This window comes from Streptomyces sp. NPDC033174 (genome assembly GCF_055577795.1).
Genome location: NZ_JBVIPQ010000009.1, coordinates 44,650 through 57,360, shown reverse-complemented (window position 1 = coordinate 57,360; position 12,711 = coordinate 44,650). Strand labels below are relative to the sequence as shown.

Genomic DNA, 12,711 nt, shown 5'->3' with positions numbered 1-12,711 from the left:
TGAGGTTACTGCGGTGTAAACAGTGGCGGAACCCTGGCCGCAGCCGGTGGAGGGCCCGAAGAGTGCTGCCTCCACCGGCCCGGGCGGTTCAGGAGGTGTGGGGGCAGTTCCCCCTGTATTCCTCGATGGTCAGGCTCGGGCGGGGCAGCGGGCAGAGGAACTGTTCGTAGCGGGTGTCGTTGTCGATGAATCGCTTCAGCCACGCAACGCTGTACTTGGCGATGGTGGTGTCCGAGGTGTTCGGAGTGAAGTGCGTGGCGTTGTTGAGTTCCAGGTACGCCTTGTCGAGCGATCCCGGAAGGCTCTCGTAGAAGGGCTCCGAGTGGGAGGCGACCGGTGCGATCGTGTCGCCGTCGGCGCCGACGACCAGGGTCGGCGTCTGGATCTCGGGCCAGGACTTGTCGAGGTTCCAGCCGGTGAGCGCGACGGCCGCCTGCAGCGAAGGCCGGGACTTGGCGGCCTCCAGCGTGCCGCCACCGCCCATGGAGTGGCCCATCACGCCCAGTCGGCCGCTGTCGATCCTGGTACGGACGGCACTGCGCTGCGTCAAGTAATCGAGCGCGGAAAGTAGTTGGCGCCCTCTGCTGTCGGGCTGATCGAGGGTGGTGAGCGTGTCGATGGTCAGGACGACGAAGCCCTGGGAGGCCAGTCGCGGGCCGAGCCAGGCGATGGACGACTGGGTGGCGGTGTAGCCGGGTGAGATCGCCACGGCGCCGAAGGTGCCGTCAGCGGTGGACGTCGGATAGTAGATGGTGCCGCCGCCGAAGCCCGTGACGCTCAGGGAGGAGACGCTGGTCTGCGACACCGCGTACGGGCCGCGGGCGGCCTCGATGCTCGACGTGGTCGGCGAGGGACCCCGCTCGTACGGGTTGGCGGCGGCCTGTGCTCCGGATGCCGTGAAGGTGGCGAGTCCGCCGATGGTCAGAAGTGCCGCCAGTGCGGCCACGAGCGAACGGAACCGCGTCCTCCCGGCACCGGTGCGGTCGGCGGATCGGCCCTTCGTACCGGCGTCGCGGCCGGGGTTGGCCCGGTGGTCGTTCTCGGTGTGTAACTGCTGCTGCACGACGAGTCGTCCTCTCGGTCGTGGCGGAGCCCGCCCGGCGGGCAGCCGGTACCGGGCTCCGCGCCGAGGTCCGAACTGCCTGCCGGTGGCTGCCGCCGCTTTCGCTGGCCGGACCACTGTCACGGCGTACCCGGGAGGCGCACATCGGTGGAATCACCGGTCTCGCCGACGGGTGCGGTCAGCCGCCCGACAGGCGGTACGCGGCCGGTGCCAGGGCCAGCCCGATCAGGTCCCGGGGGAGGGAGAGGAGTTCCGACCTCGAGTGCTCCAGTCGGCGCAGGCGGTCGAAGACCGTGTTGCGGTGTCAGTACAGGCGCCTCGTCGCGCGGCCCACCGAGCCTCTGCCGCCGGTCGGGCGTCGAGGGTCTCCAGCAGCTTCGCCGGGTCCGCCGGGTCCAGGCTCAGGCCCAGGTGCAGCAGGGGGCCGAGCACCGTCCGGACCAGTTCCGCCGGGAGTTCGGGCCGGCACACCCGCAGCGCCGTCGGCAGCCGGTCGGCCAGCTGAACCAGTACCCGCTGCGCCAGCAGCTCGGGGGCCGGGTGCGACGTTGGCGTTGGCGTTGGCGTTGGCGTTGGCGTTGGCCAAAGCGTAGGACCTCGGCTTGAACGCTGCGGTCGTACGCCGGGCGGCCGGACGTACCCCGCTGCCGCCCCGGCCGCTGCGACCGCGTCCTTGGCGATCCGACGGAGTGCGTCTCAGCCAATGCTGGCCGCGCCACCGACGGCAGGCGGAATGTTGTAGCGGAGGCGGAAGAAGTTCTTCGGGTCGGCGGGTGGCCTTGATCTCGCCCAGCCGCTTGAGCACCTCGGGTGTGCAGGTGCACGGACCTGGTCTCGACCGGCGCTCTCGCCATGTCCCACGAGTTCAGGCTCCTGCGGGTATTCCACGGCCGGCGCCTCGAAGAGATCCCCCGCCATACAGCCTGGCGACGGGGGAGAGGCCCCTTTCCAGCCGGGTCGCAATGCCGAAGGATCCGCTTTTTGTCTATGACGTCATCCGCGTGGTCGGCACGAGCCACGGGCGCCGCCTGTCCGAAAGTCGACAGCCGAGCAGGTCCAGCGGGTGTACATGGCGGACAGCCATGCCCAGACCTCACCGTCGGGGGTTCGGACCTCCTCGGTGACCTCGCGGCCTGGGAGCTGCGGCGCCACGGCACGAGAGTGAGGTCCCCGGTGAGCGAGGCGGCCCTCGGCAGACCCGTTGGCGAGGCGTCGATGACGGACATGGGTGAAGCGGGTACGGAAACGCTCTCGCCCCCCGCGCCACGCTGTGGACCCGGACACCGCGAGACGGCTCACCCGGGCTCATCCACGAGAGCCCAGAAAAAAGTCGGGCGGCGATGTCGAGAACCCGCGTCCGGCTCCGTCCCCGGGGTGAACGCGACCACAATGGGTCGCACGAGCAACGAGGAGAACCACGATGGCCAAGTATCTGCTGCTGAAGCACTACCGCGGCGCCCCGGCTTCGGTCAACGACGTGCCGATGGACCAGTGGAGCCCGGAGGAGATCTCGGCGCATGTGCAGTACATGAACGACTTCGCGGCCCGGCTGGAGAAGACTGGCGAATTCGTCGACGGTCAGGCGCTCGCTCCCGAGGGGGCGTGGGTCCGCCACGACGGTGAGGGGCGCCCGCCGGTCACCGACGGACCGTTCGCGGAGACCAAGGACCTCATCGCCGGCTGGATGATCATCGACGTCGACAGCTACGAGCGCGCCGTCGAGCTGGCCGGGGAGCTGTCGGCCGCCCCCGGGGCGGGCGGCAAGCCCATCCACGAGTGGCTGGAGGTGCGCCCGTTCCTGACCGCGCCGCCCACCATCACGGAGTGACGTCACCGATGGACGAGGCCCTGCTCAGAAGCCTCACGCCGAGCGTGCTCACCGTCCTCGTCCGCCGCGGAGCCGATTTCGCGGCGGCCGAGGACGCCGTGCAGGATGCTCTGGTCGAGGCGCTCCGGGTCTGGCCGGCCGACGCTTCCCCAGGCTCTCGGCCGCGCTCGAACGGGGGAGACCCCATCCGGGACGCCAAGGGCTGGCTGGTCACCGTGGCCTGGCGCAAGTTCCTCGACGCGACGCGCGCCGACGCCGCCCGCCGCCGGCGCGAGGACCGCGTCGAGGGGGAGCCGGCGCCCGGGCCCGCGCCCGCGGTGGACGACACGCTTCAGCTCTACTTCCTGTGCGCCCACCCGTCGCTGACCCCGGCATCGGCGGTCGCGCTCACACTGCGCGCCGTCGGCGGGCTGACCACCCGCCAGATCGCCGAGGCCTACCTGGTGCCCGAGGCGACCATGGCGCAGCGCATCAGCCGGGCCAAACGCACCGTCTCCGGTGTGCGGTTCGACCGGCCCGGCGACGTCGCCACCGTGCTGCGCGTCCTCTACCTCGTCTTCAACGAGGGCTACTCCGGTGACGTCGACCTCGCCGCCGAGGCCATCCGGCTCACCCGGCAGCTCGCGGCCCGCATCGACCACCCCGAGGTGGCCGGGCTGCTCGCCCTCATGCTGCTCCACCACGCCCGGCGTGCCGCCCGGACCGCGTCCGACGGCAGCCTGGTGCCGCTCGCCGAGCAGGACCGCGGCCGGTGGGACACCGCGTTGATCGCCGAGGGCGTCGGGATCCTGCAGGCGGCCCTCGCCCGCGACCGGCTGGGCGAGTTCCAGGCCCAGGCCGCCATCGCGGCACTCCACGCCGACGCGCCCAACGCCGAGGAGACCGACTGGGTTCAGATCGTCGAGTGGTACGACGAGCTCACGCGCCTGACCGACAGTCCGGTCGTCCGGCTCAACCGCGCGGTCGCCGTCGGGGAGGCCGACGGACCGCGCGCCGGCCTGGCGTCGCTCGCTGCGCTGGACGCCTCACTGCCCCGCCACGCCGCGGTGGCGGCGTACCTCCACGAGCGCGACGGTGACCTGGCGAGGGCGGCACTGCTGTACGCGGAGGCGGCCCACAAGGCCACCAACCTCGCCGAGCGCGACCACCTGACTCGCCAGGCCGCCCGGCTCAACGCCCGCCGATGTCGCTGACGGATCGCGTTCGTATCTCCCGCGGCACTGGGCCCCCCGTGGCCAGAGCGGTCGCCTCACAGCGAGTGGGCGGGTCAGGACCAGCTGCACAATGCTTTGCCGACGGGGCCAGTTCGGCTGGGACGGCGGTACCGGCACCACCGCCGACGCCGACCCGGACAACCAGCTCACCGGAGTCCTGCTCACCCAGGTCGGGATGTCCACCCCGGATTCGCCTCGGCTCATCCACGACTTCTGGTCCGCGCTCTACAGGCCATTGAGGCCTGACAACGGCTGCCGGAGACGTTCGCCACGGCAGCGGACGGCGGCAAGGACTGCCCCACCGTCACAATCGCCACCCGTTCGGCCAGGAGGCGGTACAGCCCGGGATCGACCTCCCGCTCACAGCGCAGATGAAGGATCGGCGAACCGGCCCCCACGGCAAGGTCCTGCTGCTTGTCCACGGCGACGCCTCCCGCCCACCGCACTAGAACAGGAATCAAACATGCATCGTCTTCCGTGATGCCTACGGCTGATGGAAGACGCGGTGCTCTGTGCCATGATGCGGACGCGTCCCAGGGGAGTGGGCGCGGTCTGCTGATGGCCAGGGGAGTGGGGATGGGCGCGGGTACGGAGCCGGACGGCTCGTCCAGGTCCGACGAGGAGTGGGAGCGGTTTCTGCGCGAGTCGGTGGCCGGTGCCGCCGACGCGCCCAAGGAGCCGTCGGCGCGGGCCCGCGACGTGGCAAAGCGGCTGCGCGCGGAGCCCGGCCGCGGCCCGGAGGGCTGGCGCAGCTACACGCCCGCGCGGCCCAAGCGGCGCACGGCCTGGTACGTGGTCGGGCTGCTGGCCTCGCTGGTGCTGCTGGTGGTGGCGCTCGCGCCGGGGCGGATCGTAGACCTGTTCGCCGGCGCTGACTCCCCGCCATCGGCGGCCGAGACCGCCCGCCCGACCCAGGCACCCCCGCCGGAGGCGGCCCAACGCCCCACCAGGGACGAGCCGTTCCGCGGTTCGCCGGCGGCGAGCTGGGCGAGCGGAGCGGCGGGGATCACCGTGCCGAAGGCCGGGGCGGTCGGCTGGATGAGCACGGCCCAGGTCGAACGGGCCCTCGCCCGCAGCCGGGACTTCCTCGTCGCGTCCGGCCTGGACCGCCGGGTGCTGCGGGGCGAGCGCCCCGAGAAGACGATTGCACTGATCAACCCGCACCAGAAGGACGTTCAAGACCTTCTGAAAACCGCTTTCCGAACCCCGAGCGAGAACAACGACCCCCTCCTGCTCTTCAGCCGCTTCCAGCCCTCCCGCACCCGCCTGGTCGGCGACGTCGTGAAGACCCGGGGCCGTCTCACCTACCGGGAGGGCGAGCGCGGCGCGCTGCAGGTGACCGCCGACGTCACCTTCGTCTACCCGGTCACCCGCGCGGAAGCGGGCGGCGACGACGACGAGATCGTGCGGACGATCGTCCGGCGCGAGCTGGTCCTGAGCTGGGACGACCCTGACAAGGTGATCACCGAGCCGGGCACGTTCTCGATCGTCTCGTACAAGTACGACATGACCAACGGCGGCTGCGGCGCCCCCACGGGCTATTTCACCCCGCCCTTCGGCACGGACCGCCGGGCGGACGAGGCCGGCACGGCGGTCGACCCGTACGACCGCAGCGCGCCGGTCGGGCGGGGCGGGACCTCCGGGGACGAGTGCGGGAGGGCGACGCGGTCCTAGCGGGCGTTACTCGGTGGCGGCCACCCCAGCCCCGAGGGCGACGAACATCCAGCGCGGGCTCTCGGGCCATGGAGCGCGGTCGCGGCCCTGACAGGTCGAGCGGGTCACGCCGGTGTTGGTGGCGGCGTTGAGGAACTGCGCGGGGCTGACGCCCGGACCGAGGAGCCCCGGCCGTTCGCGGCCGGGGCTCGGCCGTCCTACGGAGCCGGGCTGATGGCGCCGTTGGTGTTCATGTCGAAGACGCCCTGGGATTTGCCGTCGACCTTCAGGTGCTTGAGCCAGTGTTTCGAGAGGTGGTGCATGTTCTTGTGCTGCATCTCCCACGGCACCGAGTGTCCGGCGCAGGCCAGCTTGACCATCAGCTTGTGGGTCCCCGCGATGGCGTTGTACAGCGCGGGGACCGAGAAGTTGAGTTCCGGATTCAGGTTTGGCGGCGACGTGTTCGCCTGCGTGTCGTACTCCCCGTACACGATCAGCACGGGCACGCTGCCGCCCAGGACGCCGCCCTGCGCCGCGGTGGCCTCGTTCCAGCCCCACCGGGCGAAGTTCCTGATCCGATTGAGCCCCTCCGCCGGCCCCCAGGTGCTGCCGACCGGGTCGCTTTTCATGATCGCGTCCCACACCTCGCCGCGCATCTCGGGTGCGCGCTGGCCCTCGCAGTGCACCTCTTTGCCCCACCCCATCCAGAATCCTGATTCTGTGCCCAGGAACGTCGGGAAGCCGCCCAGCGGCAGTGAGCTGGGGGCATTCGACGTGGCCTTGGGCGGGAAGATCGGCGCCAGCAGGAACAGGCTCGACACCTTGCCTGGGTTCTTGACCGCGTACGGCCCCATCGTGAAGGCGGCCGCGGACCAGCCGATGAAGGCGACCTTCTTCACCTTGGTCTCGCGGATGATGTAGTCCACGACGGCGTTCAGCTCGTCGCGGTCGCTGTTCGAGTTGGTCAGCTGATGCGGATAGTTCGGCGGGCCCGGCGTGAAGTTCGGAGGTCTCGGCGTCAGGAGGCCCTGCTCGGTGGGGTTGACGTTGCGCGGGTCGTCCATCTTCGGCCGCGGTGACAGGCCCGAGCCTTGGAGGTCCATCATGAAGACGTCGTAGCCGGCCTTCGCCAGCGCTTCCGCCCAGCTGTACGACTTGTACTGGAGATCGAAGCCCGGAAGCACCGGAACGCTCCGGCCGTGGAGCATCAGGACGGCCGTGCGCTCGTCGAGGTGCCCCTCGGACGTGCCGTCGCGCTCCCGTACGAAGAGTTCGACATGCTGGCCCGCGCTCGCGGGGACGGTGGAGGTGTGGGGTACCGCGTGGTCGGTCAGGGTGACAGGCATGAGGGTCCGTTCTGTGTGCTCGCCCGGGGCGCCGTGCCCTGGCCATGTCAGGCTCGACGCGCGGGGCCGCCCTCGCCACAGCTGGAGGGCCGGCGGTGTGACGTACACCGCTCCGCCCGAAGGACTTGGGTGTTCGGGCGGCCCCCCTCGCCTCCGGGCCGGCGCGGGCTCAGGCCGCGGCGCTGCCCGCCGTCGCCATTACGTATGGGCCAGTCGCGCCGTCGGTGACGGCCGAGCCGGGGGACACCCCGCCACATGGAGGACGGCAGGGCGTTGTGGGGCTTCATCGAACGGCTGAGGAACGGCGCAGATGGCCCGCACGCCAGGTCCGGCGCACCGCGCGTGGGAGGCCGCGTTTCGAGTGCTGCGGCTGCGGCTGCGGGAGCGGTGCGTTCATCGCGGACAGTGAGGAGTACTGGAACGAGGAGTTCTGGGAGGACGACGAGCCCGGTGCTGCCGGTTGTCCGTGCGGCAGCGAGGAGTTCGAGGCTGCGGTCGCGTTCTCACTCACCGACGGCGGAACCGTCCGCTGGGCGACCGTGGGCATGCGGTGTATCAAGGACGGATTCTGCGGGGTCCATGCCGACTGGAAGTTCGACCCCCGCCCCACGGATCACCTGCTGACCATGGTCCGGGTCTGCGGAGCGACGGCCCGGACAGGCTGGTTCGTAGAAGGCTCCAGACGCCGCAGTCGTGGCCGGTGTACCACCACATCGCCCAGCTTCGCTCGGACATGACGGGCCGCCGGCTCCGGGCCGGCGGCCCATCTGCCCCGCGGGTGTCAGGCAGTCGGCTTGACCTTCTGCCAGACCAGCCAGCCCAGCGCCTCGTGACCGGCCGTGTTGGGGTGGAAGGAGTCCACGAGGGCCCGTGGCTTGATGCCGTTGACCCACTCGGGGTCGCCGCACACCTCGTGGCCCACGAACGAGGCCGTGGGGTTGACGAACTCGAAGCCCGCCCGGTCCGCCTCCCGCTTCAGCGTGGCGTTCAGCGTCGCGGCCGCCTCCGTCATCTTCTGATGGGTGGAGCGGTACATGAGGCCGTCCCAGAGGCAGGTCGGGGTCGAGTCGGGGGAGACGATCCTCGGGTAGCCGACCACGACCACCTTGGCGTTCTCGGCCTTGTCCTTGATCTTCGAGTAGAGCGCGCGCAGCCGGCCGGGCAGGGCGAGCTGGTACTGCACGTTGATCAGTTCGATCCTCATGTTGCACTCGGCGACGCTTCCGAAGACGCCCTCCACGCACTGCTGCAAGACGCCGGCGTATCCGAAGTCGTTCGCGCCGACCTGGACGGTGACGAGGTCGGTGGCCTTCGACAGCGTGCCCAACTGCCGGTTCTTGACGGCAGCTACCGTCGCGCCGCAGTAGGCCTTGAAGTCGAGGTCCGCCTTGAGCGCGGAGGCGATCCGGTTCGGGTACGCGGCGGCGTGGTTGGCGATCCGCCGCTTGGCGGCCTTGTCCGCCCAGCACCCGTCGGTCGAGTCCGTCGTCCGGCCGGCGCCGATCCCGCCGGCGACGGAGTCGCCCAGGGCGACGTACTTGAGCGCCGTGGGATCTCCGGCGGCGGAGGCCGGCGCGGTCATGCCCGCGAGCAGGCCCGCTGCGAGCACCGCTCCGGAGAGCCGGATCACGGAATTTCGGTGGGTGGTCCGCATGACGGGTTCCTCCAACGTCGTGGTGACAGAACGCCGTCAGAGTGCGATCCGGAGTTTGAACGAAGGCTTGGATGTTTCTTGAATCCCCGTTCTCTCCTGCGAAAACTGGTGCGCCGGGGAGCGGGAGGGGTCGTCATGGCAGAGGTGGAGTGCCGCGTACTGGGAGAGGTCGAAGTCCTCGTCCGCGGACGCCCGGTGGACCTGGGGCACGCGCGGCAGCGGCATGTGCTGGCCGTGCTGCTCGTCGAGGTCAACCAGCCCCTGTCCGTGGCGAAGCTGGTCGAGCGGGTGTGGGGCGAACGGGCGCCGCGCAGTGCCGTGAGCACGCTCTACAGCTATGTTTCCCGGCTGCGCGGAACACTGGCCGCGGCCGGGTTACGGCTGGTGCGCCACGCCGGTGGATACACGGCGCAGGCGCAGGCGGACGTCGTCGATCTGCACCGGTTCCGTTCCCTGGTGGCCCGCGCCCGTGGCGCGCGGGACCAGGAGGCGGGCGAACTGCTGCGGGAGGCGCTCGCGCTGTTCCCCGAGGGGGACGCGTTCCCGGCGCCGGACACCCCCTGGTTCACGCACCTGCGGGAGGTCCTGGCCACCGAACGGCATGCGGCCGAACTGGACTTGGGTGACGTACTCCTGCGCCAGGGCAGGGAGTCGGAGCTGCTGCCGCGCCTGGTTCCGGCCGTCGCGGCGCAGCCCTACGACGAACGGCTCGCCGGGCAGCTGATGCTGGCGCTGCACCGACAGGGACGCACCGTGCAGGCCCTGGAGCACTACCGGACCCTCCGGCGCAGCCTCGACGAGGAACTCGGCCTCACCCCCGGCGCGGCCGTCCAGCGGCTTCACCAGGAACTGCTCGGTGCGGAGACCGGTGCCGCCGAGGCGCCTGCCCCGCCCCTCACGCGCGACACCGCCGCGCCGGTCGCCGTTCCCCGGCAACTGCCCCTCGCGCCCGCGGGTTTCGTCGGCCGACAGCGGGAACGGGAGCGGCTTGCGCAGGGGGTCGGCCGGATCATCGTCGTCACCGGACCCGGGGGCGTCGGCAAGAGCTGGCTGGCGGCCCGCTGGGCCTACGAGGAGGCGGCCCGCTTTCCCGACGGTCAGCTCTACGTCGACCTGCGCGGCTACGACGCGGGCGCCGAGCCGTTGCCCGCGCCCACCGCTTTGCGCGGCTTCCTCGAAGCGCTCGGTGTTCCGGCCGACGCCGTGCCGGAGGACCCGGCCGCGCGGGAGGGCCTGTACCGCAGCCTGCTCGCGGACCGGCGCGTCCTGGTGGTCCTCGACGACGCGCACGACACCCGCCAGGTGCTCCCGCTTCTCCCCGGCACGCCCACCTGCACGGTCCTGATCACCAGCCGGAACCGGCTCTCCTCCCTGGCCGTCGGGCACGGCGCGGTCACCGTCTCGCCCGCCGTCTTCGACGACGGCCAGGCTCGCGAGCTGCTCGCCGACCGGCTGGGCGCCGAGCGGACCGGCGCCGAACCGGAGGCCGTCGCCTCGGTCGTGGAGTACTGCGCCGGACTGCCGCTGGCCCTGGGCCTGCTGGCCGCCCGCGCTGCCGCCAACCCCGGCTTCCCGCTCGCCGCGCTCGCCGGCGAGCTCGCGGACGCCACCGGCCGGCTCGATGCCCTGGACACCGGCGACCCGGCGGTGAGCCTGAACCTGCGGGCGGTGTTCGCGATGTCGCGCCGGGCGCTCGGCGCGCCGGCCCGCCGCCTCTTCGACCTCCTCGGTCTGGTCCCCGGCCCGGACGCCGGCCTGGAGGCGGTCGTGAGCCTGGCCGGCGTCCCGCGCGGCCGGGCGCGGGCGCTCCTCGCCGAGCTGGAGTCCGCGCACCTCGTCCACCAGCATCTGCCGGGACGGTACGTGCTGCACGACCTCGTCCGGCTGTACGCGCGCGAGCGCGCCGCCCGGGACGAGGCGGGGGAGCGGGCCGACGCGACGGCCCGGTTCGTCGACTTCCACGTGCACACCGCATTCGCGGCGAACGAGCTCCTGGACGGCGTCCACACCCCCTTCAAACCGGAGCGGGGCGACCCGCCGGCGCCGGGGTGCGCGCCGTGGACACCGGCGGACTTCACCGACGCGCACGACTGGTTCGCGAAGGAGCACGCCTGCCTCGTCGCGGCGCAGGAGCTGGCGCTCTCGGCCGGACTGCACGTCCAGGCCGTCCATCTGGCCTGGGCCCTGATCTCGTACCAGCTCGGCGCCCACCACCTCCCGGAGTACGCCCGAGTCTGGCAGACCGCCCTCATCGCGGCCGAGCGGCAGCCCGCCGCCGTTCCGCGCATCCTCGCCCACTGGCGGCTGGGCCACTTCCACGCGCTGAGCGGCCGTCACTCGGAGGGCCTGCACCACCTGCACCGGGCGCTCGATCTGGCGGAGGAGGCCGAGGACACGGCGGCGCGGGCGCACGTCCACCGGACGCTCGCCAGGATCTGGGAGCTGCACGGGGACGACCGGCGGGCCCTCGACCACGCCACCGGCGCACTGCGGCTGTACGAGGAGCTGGCGAACCCCTTCTGGCTGGCCAACCAGCTCAACGCGGTCGGCTGGATGCACGCCCGGCTCGGCGCGTACGAACAGGGGCGGGCGTACTGCGAGCAGGCCTACGCCCTGCACATCAAGCACGGCAGGCCGGGTGACGAGGCGTCGACCCTGGACAGCCTCGGCTACATCGCCCACCGGACCGGCGACCACGCCACCGCGCTGGCCCACTACCGGCAGGCGCTCGTCCAGCTCCGGGCGATCAGTGACGGCGCCAACGAGGCGGACACCCTCGCCCACATCGCCGAGACGCTCACCGCTCTCGGCCGGCCGGACGAGGCCCGTGCCGCCTGGACCGAGGCCCTCGACCTGTACCGGGCCCAGAAGCGGGCCGCGGACGGCGACCGCGCCGAGGGGGCGCTCGCCGCCCTCGCGCTCGGACAGCTCACAGCCAGCCGGAGCGCTGGGCCTGCAGGGCCATCTGGAAGCGGTTCGCGGCGCCGAGGCGGGCCATCAGGATCTGCAGGCGGCGGAACAGGGTGCGGCGGCTGATGCCCAGTTCGCGGGCGATCACATCGTCGCCCGCGCCGCCGGCGAGGAGCTGCAGCAGGCGGCGGTCGGCGGGCGGCAGGCCGGACGGGCGGGCGGTGCGGCCGTGGAAGGGCAGGGCGCTCTGCCAGGTCTGCTCGAACAGGGCCACCAGCGCGGAGAGCAGGCCGCACGGCTGCACGACCAGCATGGTGTTGTGCACGTCGGCCTCCTTGATCGACAACGACACCAGCGCGTACGCCTCGTCGATGATCACGAGCTTCACCGGCACCGACGGCAGCACCCGGGCCTGTTCGCCGGCCTCGATGGCGGGTTCGATGGCGTCCTTCAGGCGGCCCGGGTGCTCCAGCGACTCCCGCGAGTACACGACACGCTGCGTCACCCCGCGCGCGAGCGTGGCCAGCGCGTCGTCGATGGCGCCGACCAGGGGGAAGTACGGCGGCGACTCGAGCTGGCGGATCTGCTCGCGGGCGCTGGCCCACGCCTGGCGCATCCGCGGGCCGATCGCGTCGCCGGTGACGACCTCGACGAGGTTGTCGTTGTACGCGGCGAGCCGCTGGCGCCGGAACGACTCGAACGCGCCGCCGACGGTGATGCGGGACTCCTCCAGCTCGGCCGCCCGGTGCCGGGCGAGGATCTCCAGGCCCGCGGCGGGCGGCACCGGGGCCACCACGTCCCCGTCCTCGTCGGCGGCGCTGGCGAGGCCGGCGTCGACCAGAGCGCCGTACGCCGCGGCGAGCTCCGCCCCGCCCAGGCCGGCCGCGGCGCCGACCGCGGCCAGCGGGGTGGGCGCCAGCTCCAGCAGGGCGAGGTAGACCCGGCATGCGGCGTGATCGATGCCGAGAAGCCGCAGGGCCTCGCCGAGTCGTGCATTCGTCATAGGCCGCATTATTGACGACTTCCGCCCCCTGTCGTGGCCG

9 protein-coding genes are annotated in these 12,711 nt (G+C 72.0%); 4 read left to right on the top strand and 5 right to left on the bottom strand.

The window, feature by feature from the left end; translation table 11 throughout:
- Nucleotides 1-88: 88 nt before the first annotated feature.
- Nucleotides 89-946, bottom strand: coding sequence for a bis(hydroxyethyl) terephthalate hydrolase (bdeA, locus tag ACZ5VC_RS26375; protein ID WP_469122718.1), 858 nt, complete (start codon nucleotides 944-946; stop codon nucleotides 89-91).
- Between the two features lie 1,537 nt (nucleotides 947-2,483).
- On the opposite strand from bdeA, the gene ACZ5VC_RS26370 reads away from it, so the two are divergent.
- Together ACZ5VC_RS26370 and ACZ5VC_RS26365 are read left to right on the top strand one after the other, a co-directional pair.
- Nucleotides 2,484-2,891 (top strand): YciI family protein, encoded by a 408-nt coding sequence (locus tag ACZ5VC_RS26370; RefSeq protein ID WP_469122485.1) that lies wholly within the window; start codon nucleotides 2,484-2,486, stop codon nucleotides 2,889-2,891.
- Nucleotides 2,892-2,899: 8 nt separating this feature from the next.
- On the top strand, nucleotides 2,900-4,084 hold the full coding sequence (locus tag ACZ5VC_RS26365; RefSeq protein ID WP_469122717.1) for an RNA polymerase sigma factor: 1,185 nt from the start codon (nucleotides 2,900-2,902) through the stop codon (nucleotides 4,082-4,084).
- A gap of 221 nt (nucleotides 4,085-4,305) precedes the next feature.
- Here the strand turns inward: ACZ5VC_RS26365 and ACZ5VC_RS26360 are convergent, their stop codons facing one another.
- Nucleotides 4,306-4,527, bottom strand: a complete 222-nt coding sequence (locus ACZ5VC_RS26360) for a hypothetical protein (protein ID WP_469122484.1) — start codon at nucleotides 4,525-4,527, stop codon at nucleotides 4,306-4,308.
- A gap of 154 nt (nucleotides 4,528-4,681) precedes the next feature.
- Here ACZ5VC_RS26360 and ACZ5VC_RS26355 point away from each other — a divergent pair, with 154 nt between their 5' ends.
- Nucleotides 4,682-5,779, top strand: coding sequence for a hypothetical protein (locus tag ACZ5VC_RS26355; RefSeq protein ID WP_469122483.1), 1,098 nt, complete (start codon nucleotides 4,682-4,684; stop codon nucleotides 5,777-5,779).
- A 197-nt stretch (nucleotides 5,780-5,976) separates the two neighbouring features.
- On the opposite strand, the gene ACZ5VC_RS26350 is transcribed toward ACZ5VC_RS26355, so the two are convergent.
- Nucleotides 5,977-7,104: an alpha/beta fold hydrolase gene (locus ACZ5VC_RS26350; RefSeq protein WP_469122482.1), complete on the bottom strand. Its 1,128-nt coding sequence runs from the start codon at nucleotides 7,102-7,104 to the stop codon at nucleotides 5,977-5,979.
- 781 nt (nucleotides 7,105-7,885) lie between these two features.
- Complete coding sequence (locus ACZ5VC_RS26345) at nucleotides 7,886-8,758, bottom strand: SGNH/GDSL hydrolase family protein (RefSeq protein ID WP_469122481.1); 873 nt, start codon at nucleotides 8,756-8,758, stop codon at nucleotides 7,886-7,888.
- 135 nt (nucleotides 8,759-8,893) lie between these two features.
- Here ACZ5VC_RS26345 and ACZ5VC_RS26340 point away from each other — a divergent pair, with 135 nt between their 5' ends.
- On the top strand, nucleotides 8,894-11,794 hold the full coding sequence (locus ACZ5VC_RS26340) for an AfsR/SARP family transcriptional regulator (RefSeq protein ID WP_469122480.1): 2,901 nt from the start codon (nucleotides 8,894-8,896) through the stop codon (nucleotides 11,792-11,794).
- Here the strand turns inward: ACZ5VC_RS26340 and ACZ5VC_RS26335 are convergent.
- Complete coding sequence (locus ACZ5VC_RS26335; RefSeq protein ID WP_469122479.1) at nucleotides 11,688-12,671, bottom strand: LuxR family transcriptional regulator; 984 nt, start codon at nucleotides 12,669-12,671, stop codon at nucleotides 11,688-11,690. The genes ACZ5VC_RS26340 and ACZ5VC_RS26335 overlap by 107 nt on opposite strands.
- Between the last annotated feature and the right edge of the window lie 40 nt (nucleotides 12,672-12,711).